The organism is Fusobacterium sp. (assembly GCF_019012925.1).
Lineage (GTDB): Bacteria > Fusobacteriota > Fusobacteriia > Fusobacteriales > Fusobacteriaceae > Fusobacterium_A.
The window spans coordinates 1-22,972 of sequence record NZ_JAGIRL010000023.1; the positions used below are offsets into that span (position 1 = coordinate 1).

A 22,972-nucleotide genomic window follows, 5' to 3' on the forward strand; every position below is an offset into this window, starting at 1 on the left:
ATCCCCAAAACAAGCTCCTCCAGCTATAGCTCCCATAGTTAACATAATATTTCCCCCAACAATATGATTTAACCATAAGAATATTGGAGCACAAGCAGCAAAAGTACCCCAGCTTGATCCAGTAGCTATTGAAAGAATAGAAGTAACAATTGCCCCCACTAATGCAACAGTCTTTCCTGTAATTCCTAATTTTAAAGCTACATTGATGATAGCAGCTCCAACTCCAGTAGCCATAAATACTTCAGCCATAGCATAAGCCATCATTAGAATAAATAGAGCAACGGTAATCTCTCTAACATTTGCTAAAGCAGCATCAAGGATTTCAGAAAATTTTCTTTTTTCTGTAATCATTGCAACTACTGCTGCGGCAACTGTTGCTAAAGGTGCAGCAAGCAAAGCATCAAACCCTGACATCATAAGTGCAGCTAAAATAAAAACTGGCATTAATTTAATAAACTCGACCATATAATTTACCCTCCTAAATATTTTGTTTGGTCCAAAATTAAATTTAATTAAGTAGGTGAATACTAGTAAAATTAAATTTTAATATTAGTTTTATGATTACAATGATAATATTAATAATGATAATGATAAAAATTAATAATGGATATCACTATAATCTATACGCTAATTATAGTTCAATTTTGATAATATTTCAACTAAAAAATTACAAAATGATAATTTTTTTCTAGGAATTTTATTTTTTAAGGGAGGATAAGATGCCTTAAAACAAGAAAAAATCATACTTTTAAAAAAAATATAATTTTTAATAAATGTGATATATTTTATACAAAAAAATAATTTCTTGACAATTAATATTGTATGTAATATACTTATATTGAAAGTAATGTTTATTAATACTATGCATTAAAAAAATATATAGTAGAATAAATAAGGTAAAAGATAACTGACAATTTAATATTTTAAAAATAGAGGTGCATTTATGAGAGGTAGTATAAAAATGTTAAGGGAAGAAGCTCCCAATGTTTTATACGAAGGGCATAATTGCCGAAAGAAATAAAGTAAGCTTATTTAACTTTTTTCTTGGGGATTATATGAATATATGATCACTGTCACAGTTTTTGTGGAGAGCTATTTTCTTTTTACATAAATATTGTGCTGCAATTATACCTTACAAATTTAAACATGCACTTTTTAATTTTTTTGGTAGATTAATTTGAAAAAAAGTCAGGAGGAAGAAAAATGAAGTCAATGATTAGAATGAGAATGAGTTCACACGATGCACACTATGGAGGAAATCTTGTAGATGGTGCAAGAATGTTACAATTATTTGGAGATGTAGCTACAGAACTTTTAATCCAAATGGATGGAGATGAAGGATTATTTAAAGCTTATGATAGCGTTGAGTTTATGGCACCTGTATATGCTGGAGATTTTATAGAAGCAGTAGGAGAGATAGTAAGTACAGGAAATTCTTCAAGAAAAATGGTTTTTGAAGCAAGAAAAGTAATAGTACCAAGACCAGACATTAATGATTCAGCAGCAGATGTACTTCCAGAACCAATAGTTGTATGTAGAGCTAGCGGAACATGTGTTACTCCTAAAGATAAACAAAGAAAAAAATAGTAAATTAAGCTAATTTTAGAGGAGGAAATAACACTATGGAAAAATTAATAATTACAGCAGCTATTTGTGGAGCTGAAGTAACAAAAGAAAATAACCCAGCTGTACCATATACAGTAGAAGAGATAGCTAGAGAAGCTTACAGTGCTTATAAAGCAGGAGCAGCAATAATACATTTACATGTAAGAGAAGATGACGGAACACCTACTCAATCAAAAGAGAGATTTAAAGCTTGTATAGATGCAATAAGAGAAAAGTGTCCAGATGTAATTATTCAACCATCAACTGGTGGAGCAGTAGGGATGACAGATCTAGAGAGATTACAACCTACTGAACTAGGAATAGAGATGGCTACACTAGATTGTGGAACTTGTAACTTTGGTGGAGATGAAGTATTTGTTAATACAGAGAACACTATCAAGAACTTTGGAAAAATAATGATAGAAAGAAATGTAAAACCAGAGATAGAAGTATTTGATAAAGGTATGGTAGATTATGCTATTAGATATGCAAAACAAGGGTTTATAAAAGAACCTATGCACTTTGACTTTGTATTAGGTGTACAGATGTCAGCTAGTGCAAGAGATTTAGTTTTCATAAGTGAGAGTATTCCTCAAGGATCAACTTGGACAGTTTCAGGAATTGGAAGACATGAATTCCCAATGGCAGCTTTAGCAATAACAATGGGAGGACATGTAAGAGTTGGTTTTGAAGATAACGTATATATAGATAAAGGGGTATTAGCTAAGTCTAATGGAGAGTTAGTAGAAAAAGTAGTTAGATTAGCAAAAGAGCTAGGAAGAGAGATAGCAACTCCAGATGAAGCAAGAAGAATTTTAAGTTTAACAAAATAGAATTAGAATTATAGGGGGTATCACAATGTTAAAAGGATGTAAATATGGAACACACAGAGTAATAGAGCCACAAGGAGTATTACCACAACCAGCATTGAAAATTAATAACGATATGGAAATTTATTCAAATGAGATATTAATAGATGTAATAGCTTTAAATATTGACTCAGCTTCATTCACTCAAATAGAAGAAGAAGCAGGACATGATGTAGAAAAAATAAAAGCTAAAATAAAAGAGATAGTTGGAGAAAGAGGAAAAATGCAAAACCCAGTAACAGGATCTGGTGGAATGCTAATAGGAAGAATTGAAAAAATAGGTCCAGACTTAGAAGGAAAAACTGATCTAAAAGTTGGAGATAAGATAGCAACTCTTGTTTCTCTTTCATTAACTCCATTAAGAATAGATGAGATAATAGATGTAAAACCAGAAATTGATAGAGTAGAGATCAAAGGTAAAGCAATATTATTCGAAAGTGGAATCTATGCAGTATTACCACAAGATATGCCTGAAACTTTAGCACTAGCAGCACTAGACGTAGCTGGAGCACCTGCTCAAGTAGCTAAACTTGTAAGACCATGTCAATCAGTAGTAATCTTAGGATCAGCTGGAAAATCAGGAATGTTATGTGCATATGAGGCTGTAAAAAGAGTAGGACCTACTGGAAATGTAATCGGATTAGTAAGAAATGAAAAAGAAAAAGCTCTATTAGAAAGAGTAAGTTCTAGAGTAAAAGTTGTAATAGCAGACGCTACTAAACCAATAGAAGTTTTAAATGCAGTATTAGAAGCTAATGATGGTAAAGAAGTAGATGTAGCTATCAACTGTGTAAACGTAGCAAATACTGAGATGTCAACAATTCTTCCAGTTAAAGATTTAGGAATAGTTTACTTCTTCTCAATGGCTACATCATTTACAAAAGCAGCTCTTGGAGCAGAAGGTGTAGGAAAAGACGTAACTATGATGGTTGGAAATGGATACACTAAAGACCACGCAGCTATAACATTAGAAGAGTTAAGAGAAAGTGCAGTTTTAAGAGAAATCTTTAACGAGTTATATGTATAATATAATGTAGAAACTAGAAAATGTAAAATTTGAAAAGTGGAATAAGGAGATGAGAATATGAATACCGTTAATACAAGAGCAAAGTTTTTCCCAAATGTAACTGATGCAGAATGGAACGATTGGCACTGGCAAGTAAGAAATAGAATAGAAACTTTAGATGACTTAAAGAAATACATCAACTTAAGTGAAGAGGAAGAAGAAGGAGTTAAGAAAACTCTTGAAACATTAAGAATGGCAGTTACTCCTTACTATTTCTCATTAATGGATATAGATGACCCTAATTGCCCAATTAGAAAACAAGCTATACCATCAATAAGAGAGATTCATAAATCAGAAGCTGACCTATTAGACCCATTACATGAAGATGAGGACTCACCAGTTCCAGGATTAACTCATAGATATCCTGATAGAGTATTATTACTAATAACAGATATGTGTTCTATGTATTGTAGACACTGTACTCGTAGAAGATTTGCAGGAGCTCATGACCAAGCTATGCCTATGGAAAGAATAGATAAAGCTATTGAGTATATTGCAAAAACTCCACAAGTAAGAGACGTATTATTATCAGGAGGAGACGCATTACTAGTTTCTGATGAGACTTTAGAGTATATCATTAAAAAATTAAGAGCTATTCCTCACGTTGAGATAGTAAGAATTGGATCAAGAACTCCAGTTGTTTTACCTCAAAGAATAACTCCAGAATTAGTAGAGATGTTAAAGAAATACCACCCAATCTGGTTAAATACTCACTTTAACCATCCAAAAGAAGTTACTCCAGAAGCTAAAGCAGCTTGTGAAAGATTAGCTAATGCTGGAATTCCTTTAGGAAACCAATCAGTATTATTAAGAGGAATTAACGACTGTGTACATGTAATGAAGAGATTAGTTCACGAATTAGTAAAAATGAGAGTTAGACCATACTACATTTATCAATGTGACTTATCAATGGGACTTGAGCACTTCAGAACACCAGTTTCTAAAGGAATCGAGATCATTGAAGGATTAAGAGGACATACTTCTGGGTATGCAGTACCTACATTTGTTGTAGACGCACCTGGTGGAGGAGGAAAAACTCCTGTAATGCCTCAATATGTAATTTCTCAATCACCACATAAAGTAGTATTAAGAAACTTTGAGGGAGTAATAACTACTTATACAGAGCCAGAAGAGTACCATGAAGAGTGTCAATGTGATGACTGTAAAGCTCACAGATTAAATACTGGAGTTTCAAAACTTCTAAGTGGTGGAGCTATGGCAATAGAACCAAAAGAATTAGATAGACATAAGAGAAATGAAAAATAAAAATTTCTAGTGAAGAGGTAGCGAATGTTGGATGTATATACACTTTTAAAGCAATATAAAAGAATATCAATAATAGGTATGGAGAAAAATGTAGGGAAGACAACTCTATTAAACTTTCTTATAAATAAGATAGGGGATAAGAAAGTAGTGGGACTCACATCTATAGGTAGAGATGGTGAGGAGGTAGACGTTGTAACTACTACTTCAAAACCTAGAATATACGTATATCCAAATACTATTATAGCTACTGCTAGAGATTGTTTGAGAAACTGTGATATAACAGGAGAGATTCTGTATACCACAGATTTCTCTACCCCTATGGGGAATATAGTAATAGTAAGAGCGATAACTTCAGGATATGTAGATATAGCTGGACCATCATACAATAGTCAAATTAAGGAGATATTGGAGTTGATGGAAAGATATGGCAGTGAACTTTCTATTGTAGATGGGGCTTTGAGTAGAAAGGGAAGTGCAATGAGTGATGTAACAGAGGCTACTATTTTATCCACAGGAGCAGCTCTTTCTTTAGATATGGGGAAAGTAATAGATGAGACTAAGACAACAGTATCTTTATTACAGCTTCCAGTTTTCGAAAATATGGAATTGAAAAAGTATATAGAGGATCACTTCTTAGAAACTAGAGCAGTTGTTATATATAGAGATGGAAGCATTATAAATTTAGAAGGAATAAGTTCTCTTGAATCAAATGAAGAAATAAAGAATTATTTCAATGATGATATAGAAGTTATAGCAATCAGAGGAGCAATTACACAGAAGTTTTTAGAAACTTTGATAAAAAATAGACAAAATTTCAAGAACTTAACCTTGGTTATAAAGGATGGAACAAGAGTATTTACAGATTTTATAACTCTTAAAAAAATAGAAGCCTGTGGAATAAATATTAGAGTATTGAATCCAATAAATCTTCTATTTGTAACCTGTAATCCTCACTCTCCTCTTGGATATGATTTTCCTAAGGAGAAGTTTAGAACTCTCTTAGAAGAGAAATTAAATGTCAATGTGATAGATGTAGTAGGTGAAAAAATATGAGATTTATAGATGATAAAAGCTTGAATAGATTAGGTTTTAAAACTCTTTTAAATAGAGTTGAAACTTTGTCACTTTATGGAAATGATAAATTGAAAAAGTTGAAAAACTACAATAAAGGAGAGGAGCAGGAATTAGAAGCTGAATTCTCTAAAATGGAAGTTTTTCTAAAATATTCTCAAAGTGATAGAGACACAGTAAGAAATATAGAAGGCGTTATTCACAGATTAAAAGATATAAAAAATGTTTTAAAGAACTGTTTAAAAGGAAATATACTAGATGATGTTGATCTTTTTGAGATAAAAGTTCAAGGTATGTTGATGGAAAGTTTAAACGAATATCTAGAGAAGTTTCCAAAAGAGTTAGAAGTATTTAGGTTAAATGATATAAGTAAAGTGCTTGAAGCATTGGATCCAGATGGAGAAAAGGTTCCAACATTTTACATTTATGATAGTTATTCAGAAGTTCTAAAAGAGATCAGAGATAAAAAGAAATCTATAGAAAAGAAGATATTTTCCACTTCTGATATAGATGAGATTGGAAGATTAAAAGAGGAAAGATTAAGTGTTCTTGTTGAAGAAGAGCAAGAAGAGTTAAGAATAAGACAGATTCTTTCAGCGGAAGTTTTAAAGTACGGGGAAGTGTATTTAGAAAATATTGACAAAATAGGAAATTTAGATTTTTTAATGGCAAAGGTAAGATTTGCACAACAATATGGTGGAAAAAGAGCAAAAATATCTACAGAGATGAAAATATCAGCCAAAGGACTTGTAAATATAGAAGTAAGAGAGATGCTAGATAGTAAAGGGAAGAATTTTACACCAATAGACATAGAGTTAGCTTCAGGAGTTACAATAATAACTGGTGCTAATATGGGTGGAAAGAGTGTTGCCTTAAAAACTATAACTGAGAATCTATTGTTGTTTAACTATGGATTTTTCGTTGTAGCAGATGAAGCAGAATTTCCAATTGTTGACTTTGTTTTCTTTGTTTCTGATGATATGCAGGATATATCCAAAGGATTGAGTACCTTTGGAGCTGAGATAATGAAGTTAAAAGAGGTAAATGTATTTTTAGAATTAGGAACAGGATTTGTAGTCTTTGACGAATTTGCAAGAGGAACAAATCCAAAAGAGGGACAAAAATTTGTAAAAGCTTTAGCAGAGTGTTTAAATGATAAAGATAGTATCTCTTTGATAACAACACATTTTGATGGTATTGCTCAAGCCAATATGAATCACTATGAAGTAGTGGGATTAAAAAATGTGGATTTTAATAAATTAAAAACAAAAATTGAGATTAGTGTAAATTCAATGAGTTTGATACAGGATTATATGGATTATAGACTGGAGAGATCTGATGATAGTGAGGTTCCAAAAGATGCATTGAATATAGCTAAACTTATAGGAATTGATGAGAAGTTTGCCAATATAATATTACAAGAGTATAGCAAGGAGGATTAAGGAATGGAGAGCAAATTAAACCTAAATTGGAATTTAGTAGAAGAGGCTCGTACTTCAGCGAAGAATATAGCTGCTGATGCCCAAGTATTTATAGATAAACATAGTACAGTAACTGTTGAAAGAACTATATGTAGATTATTAGGAATAGATGGAATAGATGATTTTGAAGTTCCATTACCTAACGTAGTAGTAGATTTCATAAAAGAGAATGGAAACCTATCTTTAGGAGTAGCTAAATATATCGGAAATGCTATGTTAGAAACAGGGTTACAACCACAAGAGATAGCAGAAAAAGTAGCTAAAAAAGAGTTAGATATTACAAAAATGAAGTGGCATGATGATTTCGATATCAGACTTGCATTAAAACCAATAGTAGAGAAAACTGTAGAAAGAGTTAAAGCAAATAGAGCAAAAAGAGAAGAGTATTTAGGTGTTTATGGAGATAAAAAAGGTCCATATATCTATGTTATAGTTGCAACAGGAAACATCTATGAGGACGTTACTCAAGCTGTTGCTGCTGCAAGACAAGGTGCAGATGTTATAGCAGTTATCAGAACTACTGGACAATCACTTCTAGACTATGTTCCATACGGAGCTACAACAGAGGGATTCGGAGGAACTGTTGCCACTCAAGAAAACTTTAGAATTATGAGAAAAGCACTTGATGAAGTAGGAGTAGAGTTAAAAAGATATATAAGATTATGTAACTACTGTTCAGGATTATGTATGCCAGAAATAGCAGCTATGGGAGCATTAGAAAGACTAGATATGATGCTTAACGACGCATTGTATGGAATTCTATTTAGAGATATCAATATGAAGAGAACATTAATTGACCAGTTCTTCTCAAGAGTAATCAATGGATTTGCAGGAGTTATAATCAATACTGGAGAGGATAACTACCTAACTACTGCTGACGCAATTGAAGAGGCACATACAGTATTAGCTTCTCAATTTATAAATGAGCAGTTCGCATTAGTAGCAGGACTTCCTGAAGAGCAAATGGGACTTGGACACGCTTTTGAAATGCATCCAGATACAAAAAATGGATTCCTATATGAGTTGGCACAAGCTCAAATGGCAAGAGAGATCTTCCCTAAAGCACCTTTAAAATATATGCCACCTACAAAATTTATGACAGGAAATATATTTAAAGGACATGTACAAGATGCTTTATTTAATATGGTAAGTATAATGACAGGTCAAAAAGTTCACCTATTAGGAATGTTAACAGAAGCAATCCATACTCCATTTATGTCAGATAGAGCACTTTCTATTGAAAATGCAAAATATATCTTCAATAATATGGAAGATTTAGGAAATGACATCCAATTTAAAAAGGGTGGAATAATGGAAAACAGAGCTAAAGAGGTATTAGAAAAAGCAGCAGAACTTTTAAAAACTATTGAAACAACAGGAATATTCAAAACAATAGAAGGTGGAGTATTTGCTGGAATAAGAAGACCAATAGATGGTGGAAAAGGATTAGCTGGAGTATTTGAAAAAGATTCAAGTTATTTCAATCCATTTATAGAATCAATGCTTGGAGGTAAGAGATAATGTCTGGAGGATTATATTCAACTGATAAAAAAGATTATGATAAAACATTGGATTTAACTCAATTAAAACCTTATGGGGATACAATGAATGATGGAAAGGTACAATTAAGTTTTACTCTTCCAGTTCCAAATAATGAAAAAGGAGTAGAAGCTGCTATACAACTTGCTAAGAAAATGGGATTCGTAGATCCAGCAGTAGCTTTCTCAGAAGCACTAGATAAAGAGTTTTCTTACTATGTAGTATATGGATCAACTTCTCATACAGTTAACTATGAAGATATTCATGTACAAGCATTAGAAATAGATACTATGGATATGCATGAGTGTGAAGATTATATAAAGGAAAATATCGGAAGAGATGTAGTAATGGTAGGGGCAAGTACAGGTACAGACGCACACACTGTTGGTATAGATGCTATCATGAACATGAAAGGATATGCAGGACACTATGGTCTTGAGAGATATAAAGGGGTAAAAGCTTATAACTTAGGAAGCCAAGTTCCAAATGAAGAGTTTATTCAAAAAGCTATTGAGTTAAAAGCTGATGCTCTAATAGTTTCACAAACTGTAACTCAAAAAGATGTACATATTAAGAACTTAACTAACTTAGTAGAACTTTTAGAGGCAGAAGGGCTAAGAGATAAAGTCATTTTAATAGCTGGTGGAGCTAGAATCACTAATGAACTTGCTAAAGAGTTAGGATATGATGCAGGATTTGGACCTGGAAAATATGCTGATGACGTGGCTACATTCATAGTAAAAGAAATGGTAAACAGAAAAAAATAATTGTGTATAACCATAACCTATAATTCTTAATAGAGGGAGTGAGTTTTTAGAAATTAAAAACTTGCTCCTTTTTCTTTGGTATAACAAATTTTTTTGTTTGAAAAAAACATAAAAAACTGATAAAATTATAAGATAGACTCTTTTGCTTTACAAAAAAAAGAAAATATATTTAGAATTTAGGAGGATTAAGTAGTGAAAAAAGCATCAATCATAACATATGGTTGTCAAATGAATGTAAATGAAAGTGCAAAAATAAAGAAAATGTTCCAAAATATGGGATATGAAATGACTGAAAATATAGAGGAATCAGATATAACATTTTTAAATACTTGTACAGTTAGAGAAGGAGCAGCAACTCAAATATATGGAAAACTTGGAGAGTTGAAGCATATAAAAGAGAACAAAGGTATGATAATAGGGGTAACAGGTTGCTTTGCTCAAGAGCAGGGGGAGGAACTTATTAAAAAATTTCCTCAAATTGATATAGTTATGGGAAACCAAAATATAGGAAAAATACCACAAGCTATTGATGATATTGAGCATAAAGTGGATAAACATCTAGTTTATACAGATTATGAAGATGAATTACCACCTAGATTAGATGCAGATTTTGATTCTAAGAAAACAGCATCAATCTCAATAACATACGGATGTAATAACTTCTGTGCATATTGTATAGTACCATATGTAAGAGGAAGAGAGAGATCTGTTCCTATGGAAGAGATTTTACATGATGTAAAACAATATGTAGAAAAAGGTTATAAAGAGATAATATTATTAGGACAGAATGTAAACTCATATGGAAAAGAATTTACAAATGGAGATAATTTTGCAAGATTATTAGAGGAGATCTGTAAGGTGAAGGGAGATTTTATAGTTAGATTTGTATCTCCACATCCAAGAGATTTTACAGATGAGGTAATTCAAGTTATAGCTAAAAATGATAAGATAGCAAGATCTTTACACCTACCATTACAAGCAGGATCATCAAGAATATTAAAAGCTATGAATAGAGGGTATACTAAGGAGCAGTATATAGCATTAGCTAATAAAATAAAAGAGCAGATACCTAATGTAGCTTTAACAGCTGATATAATTGTGGGATTCCCTGGAGAGACTGAAGAAGATTTTTTAGATACATTAGATGTAGTTAGACAGATACAATTTGAAAATAGTTTTATGTTTATGTACTCAATTAGAAAAGGGACAAGAGCAGCAACTATGGAGAATCAAATAGATGATAAGGTAAAAAAAGAGAGATTACAGAGACTTATCGAAGTACAAAATGCTTGTTCATTAGCTGAAAGTAAAACTTATTTAGGAAAGATAGAGAGAGTTTTAGTTGAGGGAGAGAGCAAGAAAAATAAAGAGGTTTTAAGTGGAAGAACTTCTAGTAACAAAATAGTTCTATTTAAAGGGGATAAAGCTTTAGAGGGAACTTTTGTAAATGTAAAAATTAACGATTGTAAGACTTGGACATTGTATGGAGAGATAGTATAAGTTTATTATAAGTATTGAGGTGGATATGGATAGATTGGATAAGTTTCTATTAAAGGAACTATTAGAGATAGCAAAACAGCTTGGGTTAAAAATAAAAGCTGGAATAAAGAAAAATGAGATAAAAGAGTTAATAGAAGTAGATATTGCAAACAAAGACAATACAGATATAGCTTGGGGAACTTTAGAAGTATTAGCAGATGGTTATGGATTTTTAAGAGGAACGAGTGTAGAAAAAGATATATATGTATCAGCTTCTCAAGTTAGAAAATTTAAATTAAGAACTGAAGATATAGTAGTAGGAGAAGTTAGAGAACCCTCTGCTGATGAAAAAAACTATGCCTTAAAGAAAGTTCTTTTAGTTAATAACGAAACATTGGAAGTAGCAGAATCTAGATTACCTTTTGAAGAGCTTATACCAGCATATCCTACAGAAAAATTTACTTTGGAAACAGATAGTAAAAATATCTCTGGCAGAATAATAGATTTGATAGCTCCTATTGGAAGAGGGCAGAGAGCTCTTATAATAGCTCCACCAAAGGCTGGAAAGACAATACTTATAAGCAATATAGCCAACTCTATTATGAAGAATAATAAGGATGTAGAGGTTTGGATATTACTTATTGATGAGAGACCAGAAGAGGTAACAGATATAAAAGAGACTGTAATAGGAGCACAGGTTTTTGCATCAACATTTGATGAAGATCCTAAAAACCATATTAAGGTCACAGAGAGTATACTGGAGAGAGCGAAGAGAAGAGTTGAAAACGGAGAGAATATAGTTATATTGATGGATTCGTTAACAAGACTTGCAAGAGCTTACAATATAGTAATTCCGTCAAGTGGAAAGTTAATATCAGGTGGAATAGACCCAACAGCCCTATACTATCCAAAAAACTTTTTTGGAACTGCTAGAAATATAAGAGGTGGAGGAAGTTTAACAATAGTTGCCACTGTACTAGTTGATACTGGAAGTAAGATGGATGATATAATTTATGAAGAGTTTAAATCTACAGGAAATTGTGACATACATTTGGATAGAAATTTGGCAGAGTTGAGATTATTCCCTGCAATAGATATTCAACGTTCTGGAACAAGAAAAGAGGAGTTGCTAATTCCTAAAAAGGAGCTAGAATCTATCTGGAGAATTAGAAGACACCTTGCTAAATATGATAAAGCTGAAAGTTTGAAAAGATTGGTAGATACTTTAAAAAGTACAAATAGTAATAAAAGTATGTTAGAACAGTTTGAAAGAGGAGTAAAAGATGAAAAATAAATTGGGTTTTTTCTTAGTATTACTTACAGCTTTCTATGTGGGAATAATATTAGGAAATCCTTTTAAAACTGAAGTAGTTGATCTTAGACCGTTCACTGATTACTATGAAGCTGGAGCAGCTGATAGTGGTGGTTGGGAAGTTCAAGATGATAGCTTTTATACATTTACTAAGGAGTATATTTTAGTAGAAGAGGGAAGCGAAGAGATCACTCCAGAAATAGGAAAAGATGAAAATATTATACCGGAAAAAGAGATCTATGAGGTACAACAAGGAGATACATTATCAGAGATAGCAGAACAATATGGAATGGGTTTAACTATATTAAAGGCTAATAACCCAGGAGTAACAGCAAATAACTTAAAAGTAGGACAAAAAATAAAAGTCTTAAGAGGAAATGGTATTTTTTATAAGGTTGTAAAAGGTGACTCTTTGAATAAGATAGCAGAACTTTTTAAAGTTGATATGGAAGAGTTGAAAAAGATAAATAAATTGGAATCTAATACAGTTCAACTAGGAGATGAGCTATATATAAAAGATCCAAATGTCACTAAATACTTGGGAACAACAAGCCCAAATGTGAGTAATAGAAGTGGTTTGGGATTTATTATGCCAATTAAATATACAGGAATTACAAGTCCACAAGGAAATAGATTTCATCCAGTTTTAAAAAGATATATCTACCATGCTGGAGTCGATTTGAAGGCTCATTTTATACCATTATATGCATCAAAAGAGGGAAAGGTAACTTTTGCTGGTGTTATGAACGGGTATGGAAAGATCATCATAATTCAACATTCAAATGGTTATGAAACTAGATATGCTCATTTGGATAAGATTGGTGTAAGAAATGGACAGTATGTAAAAACTGGTGAGTTAATAGGAAAAACAGGTCAGAGTGGAAGGGTTACAGGCCCACATCTTCACTTTGAAATAAGAAAAGGTAAAACAATTTTAAATCCAATGAAATATGTGCCTAAGTCAAAATAAAGAGGGATAATATGAGTAGAGTAGTTAAAGTAGGAGATATTTTAATAGGTGGAGGAAATCCAATAATAATTCAATCTATGACAAATACAGTAACAAGCAATGTAGAGGCCACTGTAGAACAGATAAATAAATTGGAAAAAGCTGGTTGTCAAATGGTGAGAATGACTATCAATAATGAAGAGGCAGCAAAAGCTATAACAGAGATAAAGAAGAGAGTAAATTTACCTCTGTGTGCAGATATTCATTTTGACTATAAATTGGCCTTGTTAGCTATGGAGAATGGAATAGATAAATTGAGAATAAACCCTGGAAATATCGGGTCAGATGATAAGATTAAAATAGTTGTTCAGATGGCAAAAGAAAAGGGTATACCAATAAGAATAGGTGTAAACTCAGGATCTATAGAAAAACATATACTTGAAAAATATGGAAAACCAACAGCTGATGGAATGGTTGAAAGTGCTATGTATCATATAAATCTTTTAGAGAAGAATGGTTTTAATGATATAGTAGTTTCACTGAAGGCTAGTAATGTTAAGATGATGGTTGAAGCTTATAGAAAAATAAGTAAATTGGTAGATTATCCACTACACCTTGGAGTAACAGAGGCTGGAACAGCTTTTCAAGGTACTGTGAAGTCGGCAATAGGTATAGGAAGTCTATTGGTAGATGGAATAGGAGATACTATTAGAGTCTCATTAACGGAAGATCCTGTAGAGGAGATAAAAGTTGCTAAAGAGATTTTGAAAGTATTGGGACTTATAGAAGCTGGAGTGGAAATAGTTTCTTGCCCTACTTGTGGAAGAACAGAGATAGACCTAATAGGACTTGCTAAGAGGGTAGAGAAAGAGTTTGAAAATGAGAAAAGAAAATTGAAAATAGCAGTTATGGGTTGTGTTGTCAATGGACCAGGAGAGGCAAAGGAAGCTGATTATGGTGTAGCTGGTGGAAAAGGTGTTGGAGTAATCTTTAAAAAAGGAAAGATAGTAAAAAAAGTTGAAGAATCTGAAATATTAATTGAGCTTAAAAAATTAATTATGGAGGAGGAAAATAATGATAAAGAGGAAACTTTTATTTAGTATATTTTTATTGATGATACTAGTTGCTTGTAAATCTATTAAGAGTAATGAAGATATTTCATTGACTAGAATAGAGGGAAGAAATAGATTGGTTGTAAATTATGATAAAAATAGATACCAAGTTGTAAAATTAGATGATATAGTTATAGATTCTGGAAGAGAGTATTATGTAAAAAGCAAAAAATATCTACTTTCATATAAGGAGACATCTTTTATAACTGGTTATTTAGGAGTTTCAGAGAAAGAGGATAGAAGAGGATCAAGAGACATAGTGATGCCTACTAGAAAAATTGTTGAAATAACTGAGGATATGGAGATAAACTTAAAAAACCACAATGTTCAACTTAATTTTTCAGGAAAGATAAACTCTGGTGAGAAATTTTAAACTTTTTTCCAATAATTATCGTCTAAATACTATAAAAATTGTGAGGGTAAATGAATGGACTTTGATGAGGTTTTTGAAGAGTATTTTGATAGGATATATTACAAAATTTTAGGAGCAGTAAAAAATCCTGAAGATGCTGAAGACATATCTCAGGAAGTTTTTATGAGTGTCTATAAAAATCTGAAAAATTTTCGTTCAGAGAGTAATATATATACCTGGATATACAAGATTGCAATAAATAAAATTTATGATTTTTTTAGAAAGAGAAAGATAGAATTAGATATAAACGAAGAGATATTAATGTTAGAGGATAGTACTAATATTGATACACCTATTCTTTTAGAAGAGAAGTTAAAATTACTGTCTTTGAAAGAGAGAGAAATTGTTATTTTAAAAGATATATATGGATATAAATTGAAAGAGATAGCAGAGATGAAGGATATAAACTTATCCACAATAAAATCTATATACTATAAAGCAATCAAGGATATGGGAGGAAATTAAAATGGTATCGCCAAAGGATAGAGTAAAGGCTAATATTTATAAAGAGTTGTTTGAACAGGAGAAGAGAAAAAATAGAAAAAAATCTCTATTTTCATTGTCATTGTTTTTCTTAGGAATATTTACAAGTTCTACATATCAAATAATTACAGAGAGATCACCTATAAAGTCTACAATAAACTATGCCTTTAATAAGAGCTCGATAGGTAGTGAGAAGAGAAAATCAGACATAACAATGGAGCATTTTTTCAATAATGATCTATTTGATGATAAAAAAATAGAGATAAATACTGATGAATTATTTGGATTGGATACACAAATTTAATGGGGGAAAACTGATGAGGAAGATACTTAGTTTTTTTACAATGTTAATCTGTTCATCTTTGCTTCTAGCTTCAGAAGGACTTGGAATAGTGACAGATGATGATTTTTTAAAGGTGGGTGTAGCTCCCGAAAATATAAAACAAGCTAAGGCTATGGTAAATAAAGTTAGTATAAACTATAAGATGCTTATATTGGAAAAGAAGCAATTAGAATTAGAGGTCAATAAGTTTGTACTTGAAGGATCAGAAGCAAATCTAGAAAAAATAGATGAGCTATTTGATAGAATAGGAGCTATTGAAGCAAGTATATTAAAAGATCGTATAAGAAGTCAGATTGAGATGCAAAAATATATAACTCAAGAGCAGTATATAAAGGCTAGAGATATAGCTATAAAAAGATTAAATGCAAATGCAGCACAAAACAGATAGTTTTAAAGAGAGGAGTCGATAAAAAGACTCCTATTTTTGAATATTTAATTAGGGGGAGATAAATATGGAAAGAACTATTTTAGTGTATGATGCTTTTACTGATGAGATGTTTAAAGGAAATCCAGCAGGAGTTGTCTTGGGAATAGCGGACTTGAGTGTAGAAGAGATGCGGAAGATAGCAAGGGAGTTTAATTATCCTGAAACTGTATTTATTGATACAGATGCAGAAGTTTTAAAAGTTAGATTTTTTACTCCAAAAGAGGAGGTAGATCTATGTGGTCATGCCACAATAGCATATGTAACAGCCTTGATAGAGAGAGGAATTTTAAAACTTAAAGAGGGAAAAAATATCTTAAAGGTTCAGACTAATTTAGGACAACTTCCAATTGTTATTAATAGTATTGGAGATAATTTAGAAATAATGATGTATCAAGCCTCTCCAAAGATAGAATTTGTAGAGAACTTAGAGTATTGGAGAGGAAGAATTGCTAAAGCTTTGGGAATAACAGTTGGAGAGTTTGGAAAAGAATTAGAGATAGTAAAAGCATACACAGGAATCTGGGATTTGATGATAGAGATAAGAGATAGAGAGATTTTAAATAGGATAAATCCCAATATGGAGATGATAAAGGAGATTAGTAAAGAGTTGGAGATAATCTCATTTCATCTGTTTGTATTGAAAGATAAAGAGGTCTATGCAAGAAATATGGCTCCTGTAGTTGATATTCCAGAAGAAGCTGCAACAGGTACTTCTAATGGAGCTTTGATCTACTATCTATATCTTAATAAAAAAATAGAGCTTGAGGAGAAGATAGAGATAGTACAAGGGGAGACTATGGGTAGAAAAAGTAAAATATTGGGACAATTGATATTGGAAAATGGAAGAGTAGAGGTTTTAATTGGTGGAAAGGCTGTTAAATTTATAGAAGGAAAGATAGATATTTAAATTTACTAAAAAATTTGGGGATGTATTTAGTGAAGTTATCTACTATAATAGAAAATGTCGAGGATATAATAAGTGATTTAGAATACGGTTTAGATTAAATAAGATAATGGAACACTTTAAAGTAAATTTATAGAAAATAACTATTGACAAAACTAAAGAATGAGTTTATACTTGAGTTATAAAGATAAAAATAATATGTATATCTTCAGGGCAGGGTGAGTGTGAACAATTCCCGACCGGTGGTGATAGTCCACGAGAGTTTTTTACTCTGATTTGGTGAAATTCCAAAACCGACAGTACAGTCTGGATGGAAGAAGAAAAAGATAACTATGCAGGAATCTTATACTTTTTTTATATTGCCCAGAAAAAATCTGGGCTTTTTATTTGTCCTGAGAAATCAAGGAGGAAGAAATGAAAGTATTACAAGGAAATTTTACAGGAAGAGGATTAAGAGTAGGAATAGTTGCAGCAAGATTTAATGAGTTTATAACTTCTAAACTTATTGGTGGAGCAGAGGATGCACTATTAAGACATGAGGTAGAGGCTGATAGTATTGAGTTAGCTTGGGTACCAGGAGCTTTTGAAATTCCACTTGTAGCAAAGAGAATGGCAGAATCAGGTAAATACGATGCTATTATAACACTAGGAGCTGTTATAAAAGGATCAACACCACATTTTGATTATGTATGTGCAGAAGTATCGAAGGGAGTAGCAACAGTAAGTTTAAATAGTAATATTCCAGTTATATTTGGTGTATTAACAACAAATAGTATAGAGGAAGCTATAGAGAGAGCTGGAACTAAGGCTGGAAATAAAGGTTTTGATGCAGCAGTTACAGCTTTAGAAATGATAAACTTACTAAAGGGGATGTAATTATGGAGAAAAAGTACATGGAGAGAGCATTAGAATTAGCTGCTCTCGGAGAAGGAGCTGTTAATCCAAATCCCTTGGTTGGAGCTGTAGTTGTAAAAGATGGGAAGATAGTAGGAGAGGGTTATCATAAGAGGTATGGTGATTATCATGCAGAGGTATATGCCTTAAATGAAGCTGGAGATGAAGCTAGAGGTGCTGATATATATGTAACTCTTGAACCTTGTTCACACTATGGAAAAACCCCACCATGTGCTAAAAAAATAATAGAGATGGGAATCAAAAGATGTATAGTTGCATCTCTTGATCCCAATCCCCTAGTTTCAGGAAGAGGGATAAAGATGCTCCAAGATGCTGGGATAGAGGTAATTGTAGGAGTATTGGAAAAAGAAGCTAAAGAATTAAATAGAGTTTTTTTGAAATATATAGAGGAGAAAAAAGCCTTTCTATTTTTAAAGTGTGGAATAACTTTAGATGGAAAGATAGCTACAAGTGTTGGAAATTCAAAGTGGATTACAAATGAGTTGGCTAGAGAGAAGGTTCAATACTTAAGAAATAAATATATGGGAATAATGGTAGGGATAAACACAGTTCTAAAAGATGATCCTAGTCTTACAGCAAGGATAGAAAATGGAAGAAATCCATATAAAATAGTAGTTGATCCAGAGTTAAGAATACCATTAGAGAGTAAAATTGTTAATTTTGAAGGAGAAAAGAGTATAGTAATAACTTCAATTGACAAGAAAGAAGATATAAAAATAGAAAAGTTAATAGCTAAAGGTGTAAGAGTAGAGTTTTTAGATGGAAAAACTTTTAAGTTGGATAGTATTTTGAGAAGAGTAGGGAACCTAGGAATAGATGGTGTTCTATTAGAGGGAGGAAGTTACTTAATATCTCAAGCCTTTAGAGAGAATGAGATTGATGGAGGAGAGATTTTTATAGCTCCAAAAATATTGGGAGATGAGAATTCAATTCCATTTATAAAAGGATTTTCAGTAGAAAATATAGAAGATGGTTTTCAATTGGAAAATGTAAAGATTAATACATATGGAAATAATGTTTCAATGGAGTTTTACAGATAGGAAGGAGGAATTTCTATTTTTACAGGTTTAGTAGAAGAGATAGGAGAAGTTCTTAGTGTAGAGAATGGAGAAAAATCTATAAAATTAAAAATAAAGTGTAAAAAAGTTTTAGAAGGAGCTAAATTAGGAGATAGTATAGCTACTAATGGAACTTGTCTTACAGCCACAGAGTTAGGAAGTAACTATTTTACTGCAGATTGTATGTATGAGACAGTAAAAAGAACTAATTTAAAGAGATTGAAGGCTGGAGATAAAGTAAATTTAGAAAAATCAATAACACTTTCTACTCCACTAGGTGGACATTTAGTAACAGGAGATGTAGATTGTGAAGGTAGAATAGTCTCAATAACTCCTGAAGGAATAGCCAAAATTTATGAAATAGAGATGGAAAGAAAATATATGAAGTATGTGGTTGAAAAGGGAAGAGTTACTCTGGACGGAGCAAGTCTAACTGTAATGAGATTGGAAGAAAATAGCTTCGGAGTCTCACTTATACCTCATACTCAAGAGATGATAACTTTGGGAAGAAAAAAAGTAGGAGACTATATTAATATAGAAACTGATTTAATTGGAAAATATATAGAGAGACTGATGAAGTTTCAAGATGATACAAAGGACAATTCAAGAGGAATAACAATGGAGTTCCTTTTGAAGAATGGGTTTTAGAGGAGTGAATTTAGATGTTAAATAGAATAGAAGAGGCTCTTGAGGATTTAAGAGCAGGAAAGATAATAATAGTAGTAGATGATGAGAATAGAGAGAATGAGGGAGATTTTGTATGTGCAGGAGAGTTTGCTACTCCTGAGAATATAAATCTTATGGCAACTGTAGGAAAAGGTTTGATATGTATGCCAATGACAGAGGAGTATGCAAAAAAATTGGCTCTTCCTCCAATGTGCTATGAAAATACAGATAACCATTGTACAGCTTTTACTGTTTCAATAGATCACGTAAGCACAACTACAGGAATATCAGCTTACGAGCGTTCAACAACAGTTTTAAAAGCTCTAGATGAAAATGTAAAGCCTTATGAATTTAGAAGACCAGGACATATGTTTCCATTAGTAGCTAGAAAAGGTGGAGTAATAGTAAGAAATGGTCATACAGAAGCAACTGTTGATCTTATGAGATTAGCTGGATTAAAGCAATTAGGACTTTGCTGTGAAATAATGAAAGAAGATGGAACAATGGCTAGATTTGATGATTTACAAGAATTAGCTAAAGAGTTGGATGTGAAGATGATCTCAATTGAAGATCTACAAAAATATATAAAGATGAATGAACAACTTGTAAAAGTTAGTGTGAGAGCAAAGATGCCTACAGGTTCGGGAGAGTTTGAAATAGTTGGATTTGATAATGAACTAGATCAAAAAGAGCATATTGCCTTAGTAAAAGGAGATGTTGCAGGAAAAGAGGATGTTTTAGTAAGACTACACTCTGAATGTTTTACTGGAGATATATTAGGATCTCTAAGATGTGATTGTGGTTCACAGCTGAAAAGAGCAATGAAAAGAGTAAATGAAGAGGAAGAGGGAGTAGTACTTTATTTAAGACAGGAAGGAAGAGGAATAGGTTTATTGAATAAATTAAAAGCTTATACCCTTCAAGATCAAGGTGCAGATACTGTTGAAGCTAATGTGGCTTTAGGTTTTGCTCCAGATATGAGGGATTATGCTGTAGCTGTTCAAATGTTAAAAGCATTGGGAGTGAAATCAGTGAGAGTTTTAACAAATAATCCAGCAAAAATAGAGGCTTTAGAAGATTATGGAATGAAGGTAACTGGAAGAGAAGCTATTGAAACAGGATTTAATGAGACTAATGAAAAGTATATGAAAACTAAAAAAGAGAAGATGAGACATATACTAACAAAAATCTAATAAGTTAAAACTGTAAAATAATTAAAATATAAAAGGAAAAAAATTACTATATAGCAATTTTTTTCCTTTTTCTTTTATTTAATTAATATTATTGTTTATTTTTTAATTGATGATATTTTTCAACTTTTTCTGGGAAATATTTTTCTAAAAGTTTTAAATAAGTTCCGTTTGCATCAAGGGTAAGAATAGCTTGGTTAATTTTTTCAGCTAGTTCAGTTTCTCCTTTTCTAAGAGCTATAGAAGCACCTGGATGATCATCTATAACAACATCGATTTTTTTAATTTTTTTCATAACTTTAAGATACTCGTCTCCAGATACATCAGCAATGATAACGGCATCAATTTTGTTATTTTGTAGATCCATTAAAGCACCTGTCCAAGAGTTATAAAGTTGAGGTATACCACCAATTTTCTTAGTAAACTCTTCCTGTACAGTACCAATTTGTACACCTACCTTTTTACCTTTTAACTCCTCTTTGTGAGTAAGTGAGCTATTCTCATTGACTATAACATAGTGTTCATCTGAAGATACTAACATATATGGCATTGAAAATGTAACAGCTTTTTGTCTTTCAGGTGTTTGTCCCATACCAGCAATAACAGCATCAATTTTTTTCATTTGTAAAGCTGGAAGTAATCCATCAAATCCTAAATTACTCCAAACGATCTCATAGTCTAATTCCTTACCAATTGCTTCCATAAGTTCAACATCAAAACCAACTATTTTTCCATTCTCAAGATATTCATAAGGCATAAATTCTGCATTAGTACCAACATAAAATTTCTTAGCAGAAAATGAAAGCGAAGATAAAAGCACCATTAAAGATAAAATAAGTTTTTTCATAAAAATCCCTCCATGTTTTAAATATAATTATAAATTTTTATTGTTGATAAATTCTGTTTTGATCTCTGCAAGAAGATCTTTATTATTGAAGATATCCATAGCTGTAAGAGCCATTGCTAGAGTAGCTTCTTTCATTCCAATATAAGCTTCAGGTTGTATAGTGGCATTAGCAAATTCAACACTGTGACCTATGAGGTGAGCTTTAGTCAATGGGAAATAGGGGTGAATTGTTGGACAACAATGGCTCACATCTCCCATATCTGTAGAACCAGAAGAGCCACCATCACCTATTTCAGTCACTCCTTGAAGTTTTAAATTTTTCTCATATATTTCTGATAATTTTTTATTAGTTACAAGATTGGCAAAGCTAGTTTCATAATTTTCAATCTCAAGAGTAGTACCAGTGGCTAGAGCAGCTCCTTTGGCACAATTTTTAACCTTTTCAACCAACTCTTTTAAATATGAAAGTGTTTTAGCTCTTACATAGAAGTTAGCAACAGCAAGATCTGGAATGATGTTAGCAGCTTCACCACCATTACTTATTATTCCATGTATTCTAGAAGTCTCAAGAATCTGCTGTCTAAGTGCATTGATAGAGTTAAATAATGTTATTACTCCATCTAAGGCATTTATTCCTTCGTGAGGAGATGCAGCAGCATGGGCTGTCTTTCCTTTAAAAGTAAATTGTATAGCTTCCATAGCTTGAGAAGAACCACTTCTTTTGTGAGATTCACCAGTGGGATGTACTGCCATAGCTATATCTATATCATCAAAAATTCCAAGTTCAGCCATTTCTACCTTAGCTCCAAAAGTCTCTTCAGCAGGAGTTCCAATTACAAGTATCTCTCCAATTGTATCTTGTATAACCTCTTTTAATAAAATTCCAGTAGCAATACTAGTAACTCCAAAAATATTGTGTCCACATCCGTGTCCAATCTCAGGAAGAGCATCGTATTCGGCAAGGATAGCTATTTTAGGTCCATTCTTTCCACTTGAGAATTTACCAAGAAATGCAGTTGGAATATTAGCATAATTAACAGTTGTTTCAAAACCATGTTTTTTAAGTGTGTTGCTTAAGATTTCACAAGCTTTAAACTCCTGTTTTCCAATTTCAGGATTGTTGTAGATATACTCGTTAATCTCTTTAAACTCATCAAGATATTTGTCAAAAAGTGTAGAAAGTTGTTCTTTTAATTGTTTCATAATTCCCT

Annotated in this window: 24 protein-coding genes and 2 riboswitches; of the genes, 21 read left to right on the forward strand and 3 right to left on the reverse strand. The window is 32.1% G+C overall.

Features of this window, described 5'->3' with window-relative positions; all coding sequences use genetic code 11:
* On the reverse strand, positions 1 to 465 hold a 465-nt coding region (locus QZ286_RS03830), incomplete at its 3' end, for a Na+/H+ antiporter NhaC family protein (protein ID WP_291255655.1).
* 457 nt (positions 466 to 922) lie between these two features.
* Positions 923 to 1,103: riboswitch (Lysine riboswitch) on the forward strand.
* A 100-nt stretch (positions 1,104 to 1,203) separates the two neighbouring features.
* Between QZ286_RS03830 and kal the strand changes: the two genes are divergently transcribed.
* The 21 genes from kal (at position 1,204) to QZ286_RS03935 (ending at position 20,917) form a co-directional block, all read left to right on the forward strand.
* The gene (gene kal, locus QZ286_RS03835) at positions 1,204 to 1,587 is read left to right on the forward strand and encodes a 3-aminobutyryl-CoA ammonia lyase (protein ID WP_291255656.1); all 384 of its coding nucleotides are present in this window, start codon (positions 1,204 to 1,206) and stop codon (positions 1,585 to 1,587) included.
* A gap of 35 nt (positions 1,588 to 1,622) precedes the next feature.
* Positions 1,623 to 2,438: a 3-keto-5-aminohexanoate cleavage protein gene (gene kce / locus QZ286_RS03840; protein WP_291255657.1), complete on the forward strand. Its 816-nt coding sequence runs from the start codon at positions 1,623 to 1,625 to the stop codon at positions 2,436 to 2,438.
* A gap of 25 nt (positions 2,439 to 2,463) precedes the next feature.
* The gene (gene kdd / locus QZ286_RS03845) at positions 2,464 to 3,501 is read left to right on the forward strand and encodes an L-erythro-3,5-diaminohexanoate dehydrogenase (protein WP_291255658.1); all 1,038 of its coding nucleotides are present in this window, start codon (positions 2,464 to 2,466) and stop codon (positions 3,499 to 3,501) included.
* Between the two features lie 57 nt (positions 3,502 to 3,558).
* On the forward strand, positions 3,559 to 4,806 hold the full coding sequence (gene kamA / locus QZ286_RS03850; protein ID WP_291255659.1) for an L-lysine 2,3-aminomutase: 1,248 nt from the start codon (positions 3,559 to 3,561) through the stop codon (positions 4,804 to 4,806).
* Between the two features lie 24 nt (positions 4,807 to 4,830).
* Positions 4,831 to 5,859, forward strand: a complete 1,029-nt coding sequence (locus tag QZ286_RS03855) for a hypothetical protein (RefSeq protein WP_291255660.1) — start codon at positions 4,831 to 4,833, stop codon at positions 5,857 to 5,859.
* Complete coding sequence (locus tag QZ286_RS03860) at positions 5,856 to 7,319, forward strand: hypothetical protein (protein ID WP_291255661.1); 1,464 nt, start codon at positions 5,856 to 5,858, stop codon at positions 7,317 to 7,319. Before QZ286_RS03855 ends, QZ286_RS03860 begins: the two co-directional genes overlap by 4 nt.
* A gap of 3 nt (positions 7,320 to 7,322) precedes the next feature.
* Positions 7,323 to 8,879, forward strand: coding sequence for a lysine 5,6-aminomutase subunit alpha (kamD, locus tag QZ286_RS03865; RefSeq protein WP_291255662.1), 1,557 nt, complete (start codon positions 7,323 to 7,325; stop codon positions 8,877 to 8,879).
* Complete coding sequence (kamE, locus tag QZ286_RS03870) at positions 8,879 to 9,664, forward strand: lysine 5,6-aminomutase subunit beta (protein ID WP_291255663.1); 786 nt, start codon at positions 8,879 to 8,881, stop codon at positions 9,662 to 9,664. The genes kamD and kamE overlap by 1 nt, the downstream gene beginning before the upstream one ends.
* Positions 9,665 to 9,856: 192 nt before the next feature.
* Positions 9,857 to 11,164: a tRNA (N6-isopentenyl adenosine(37)-C2)-methylthiotransferase MiaB gene (miaB, locus tag QZ286_RS03875; protein WP_291255664.1), complete on the forward strand. Its 1,308-nt coding sequence runs from the start codon at positions 9,857 to 9,859 to the stop codon at positions 11,162 to 11,164.
* A gap of 25 nt (positions 11,165 to 11,189) precedes the next feature.
* On the forward strand, positions 11,190 to 12,437 hold the full coding sequence (rho, locus tag QZ286_RS03880) for a transcription termination factor Rho (RefSeq protein WP_291255665.1): 1,248 nt from the start codon (positions 11,190 to 11,192) through the stop codon (positions 12,435 to 12,437).
* Complete coding sequence (locus QZ286_RS03885) at positions 12,427 to 13,425, forward strand: M23 family metallopeptidase (protein WP_291255666.1); 999 nt, start codon at positions 12,427 to 12,429, stop codon at positions 13,423 to 13,425. Before rho ends, QZ286_RS03885 begins: the two co-directional genes overlap by 11 nt.
* 11 nt (positions 13,426 to 13,436) lie before the next feature.
* The gene (ispG, locus tag QZ286_RS03890; protein ID WP_291255667.1) at positions 13,437 to 14,504 is read left to right on the forward strand and encodes a flavodoxin-dependent (E)-4-hydroxy-3-methylbut-2-enyl-diphosphate synthase; all 1,068 of its coding nucleotides are present in this window, start codon (positions 13,437 to 13,439) and stop codon (positions 14,502 to 14,504) included.
* Positions 14,479 to 14,889: a hypothetical protein gene (locus QZ286_RS03895; protein WP_291255668.1), complete on the forward strand. Its 411-nt coding sequence runs from the start codon at positions 14,479 to 14,481 to the stop codon at positions 14,887 to 14,889. Before ispG ends, QZ286_RS03895 begins: the two co-directional genes overlap by 26 nt.
* Positions 14,890 to 14,943: 54 nt before the next feature.
* Positions 14,944 to 15,393 (forward strand): RNA polymerase sigma factor, encoded by a 450-nt coding sequence (locus QZ286_RS03900; RefSeq protein ID WP_291255669.1) that lies wholly within the window; start codon positions 14,944 to 14,946, stop codon positions 15,391 to 15,393.
* A 1-nt stretch (position 15,394) separates the two neighbouring features.
* Entirely contained in the window at positions 15,395 to 15,715 is a 321-nt protein-coding gene (locus QZ286_RS03905) for a hypothetical protein (RefSeq protein ID WP_291255670.1), read from the forward strand.
* A 13-nt stretch (positions 15,716 to 15,728) separates the two neighbouring features.
* Positions 15,729 to 16,142 carry a hypothetical protein gene (locus QZ286_RS03910; RefSeq protein ID WP_291255671.1) on the forward strand — a complete coding sequence of 138 codons (414 nt, stop codon included), beginning with the start codon at positions 15,729 to 15,731 and terminating at the stop codon, positions 16,140 to 16,142.
* Positions 16,143 to 16,206: 64 nt separating this feature from the next.
* On the forward strand, positions 16,207 to 17,088 hold the full coding sequence (locus QZ286_RS03915; RefSeq protein ID WP_291255672.1) for a PhzF family phenazine biosynthesis protein: 882 nt from the start codon (positions 16,207 to 16,209) through the stop codon (positions 17,086 to 17,088).
* A 197-nt stretch (positions 17,089 to 17,285) separates the two neighbouring features.
* Positions 17,286 to 17,411, forward strand: a riboswitch (FMN riboswitch).
* A gap of 88 nt (positions 17,412 to 17,499) precedes the next feature.
* Positions 17,500 to 17,961 (forward strand): 6,7-dimethyl-8-ribityllumazine synthase, encoded by a 462-nt coding sequence (ribE, locus tag QZ286_RS03920; RefSeq protein ID WP_291255673.1) that lies wholly within the window; start codon positions 17,500 to 17,502, stop codon positions 17,959 to 17,961.
* Positions 17,962 to 17,963: 2 nt separating this feature from the next.
* Positions 17,964 to 19,040 carry a bifunctional diaminohydroxyphosphoribosylaminopyrimidine deaminase/5-amino-6-(5-phosphoribosylamino)uracil reductase RibD gene (gene ribD, locus QZ286_RS03925; protein ID WP_291255674.1) on the forward strand — a complete coding sequence of 359 codons (1,077 nt, stop codon included), beginning with the start codon at positions 17,964 to 17,966 and terminating at the stop codon, positions 19,038 to 19,040.
* 15 nt (positions 19,041 to 19,055) lie between these two features.
* On the forward strand, positions 19,056 to 19,706 hold the full coding sequence (locus QZ286_RS03930; protein WP_291255692.1) for a riboflavin synthase: 651 nt from the start codon (positions 19,056 to 19,058) through the stop codon (positions 19,704 to 19,706).
* 14 nt (positions 19,707 to 19,720) lie between these two features.
* Positions 19,721 to 20,917, forward strand: coding sequence for a bifunctional 3,4-dihydroxy-2-butanone-4-phosphate synthase/GTP cyclohydrolase II (locus QZ286_RS03935; protein ID WP_291255675.1), 1,197 nt, complete (start codon positions 19,721 to 19,723; stop codon positions 20,915 to 20,917).
* A gap of 88 nt (positions 20,918 to 21,005) precedes the next feature.
* On the opposite strand, the gene QZ286_RS03940 is transcribed toward QZ286_RS03935, so the two are convergent.
* Together QZ286_RS03940 and QZ286_RS03945 are read right to left on the reverse strand one after the other, a co-directional pair.
* Positions 21,006 to 21,761: a transporter substrate-binding domain-containing protein gene (locus QZ286_RS03940; RefSeq protein WP_291255676.1), complete on the reverse strand. Its 756-nt coding sequence runs from the start codon at positions 21,759 to 21,761 to the stop codon at positions 21,006 to 21,008.
* A gap of 27 nt (positions 21,762 to 21,788) precedes the next feature.
* Positions 21,789 to 22,964 carry a M20 family metallopeptidase gene (locus tag QZ286_RS03945; RefSeq protein ID WP_291255677.1) on the reverse strand — a complete coding sequence of 392 codons (1,176 nt, stop codon included), beginning with the start codon at positions 22,962 to 22,964 and terminating at the stop codon, positions 21,789 to 21,791.
* Between the last annotated feature and the right edge of the window lie 8 nt (positions 22,965 to 22,972).

What these genes read in the sequence shown, in the direction of transcription:
- kal (WP_291255656.1), top strand. Translation starts at nt 1,204, where the DNA reads ATGAAGTCAATGATTAGAATGAGAATGAGTTCACACGATGCACACTAT.
- kce (WP_291255657.1), top strand. Translation starts at nt 1,623, where the DNA reads ATGGAAAAATTAATAATTACAGCAGCTATTTGTGGAGCTGAAGTAACA.
- kdd (WP_291255658.1), top strand. Translation starts at nt 2,464, where the DNA reads ATGTTAAAAGGATGTAAATATGGAACACACAGAGTAATAGAGCCACAA.
- kamA (WP_291255659.1), top strand. Translation starts at nt 3,559, where the DNA reads ATGAATACCGTTAATACAAGAGCAAAGTTTTTCCCAAATGTAACTGAT.
- QZ286_RS03855 (WP_291255660.1), top strand. Translation starts at nt 4,831, where the DNA reads ATGTTGGATGTATATACACTTTTAAAGCAATATAAAAGAATATCAATA.
- QZ286_RS03860 (WP_291255661.1), top strand. Translation starts at nt 5,856, where the DNA reads ATGAGATTTATAGATGATAAAAGCTTGAATAGATTAGGTTTTAAAACT.
- kamD (WP_291255662.1), top strand. Translation starts at nt 7,323, where the DNA reads ATGGAGAGCAAATTAAACCTAAATTGGAATTTAGTAGAAGAGGCTCGT.
- kamE (WP_291255663.1), top strand. Translation starts at nt 8,879, where the DNA reads ATGTCTGGAGGATTATATTCAACTGATAAAAAAGATTATGATAAAACA.
- rho (WP_291255665.1), top strand. Translation starts at nt 11,190, where the DNA reads ATGGATAGATTGGATAAGTTTCTATTAAAGGAACTATTAGAGATAGCA.
- QZ286_RS03885 (WP_291255666.1), top strand. Translation starts at nt 12,427, where the DNA reads ATGAAAAATAAATTGGGTTTTTTCTTAGTATTACTTACAGCTTTCTAT.
- ispG (WP_291255667.1), top strand. Translation starts at nt 13,437, where the DNA reads ATGAGTAGAGTAGTTAAAGTAGGAGATATTTTAATAGGTGGAGGAAAT.
- QZ286_RS03895 (WP_291255668.1), top strand. Translation starts at nt 14,479, where the DNA reads ATGATAAAGAGGAAACTTTTATTTAGTATATTTTTATTGATGATACTA.
- QZ286_RS03900 (WP_291255669.1), top strand. Translation starts at nt 14,944, where the DNA reads ATGGACTTTGATGAGGTTTTTGAAGAGTATTTTGATAGGATATATTAC.
- QZ286_RS03905 (WP_291255670.1), top strand. Translation starts at nt 15,395, where the DNA reads ATGGTATCGCCAAAGGATAGAGTAAAGGCTAATATTTATAAAGAGTTG.
- QZ286_RS03910 (WP_291255671.1), top strand. Translation starts at nt 15,729, where the DNA reads ATGAGGAAGATACTTAGTTTTTTTACAATGTTAATCTGTTCATCTTTG.
- QZ286_RS03915 (WP_291255672.1), top strand. Translation starts at nt 16,207, where the DNA reads ATGGAAAGAACTATTTTAGTGTATGATGCTTTTACTGATGAGATGTTT.
- ribE (WP_291255673.1), top strand. Translation starts at nt 17,500, where the DNA reads ATGAAAGTATTACAAGGAAATTTTACAGGAAGAGGATTAAGAGTAGGA.
- ribD (WP_291255674.1), top strand. Translation starts at nt 17,964, where the DNA reads ATGGAGAAAAAGTACATGGAGAGAGCATTAGAATTAGCTGCTCTCGGA.
- QZ286_RS03935 (WP_291255675.1), top strand. Translation starts at nt 19,721, where the DNA reads ATGTTAAATAGAATAGAAGAGGCTCTTGAGGATTTAAGAGCAGGAAAG.
- QZ286_RS03940 (WP_291255676.1), bottom strand. Translation starts at nt 21,761, where the DNA reads ATGAAAAAACTTATTTTATCTTTAATGGTGCTTTTATCTTCGCTTTCA.
- QZ286_RS03945 (WP_291255677.1), bottom strand. Translation starts at nt 22,964, where the DNA reads ATGAAACAATTAAAAGAACAACTTTCTACACTTTTTGACAAATATCTT.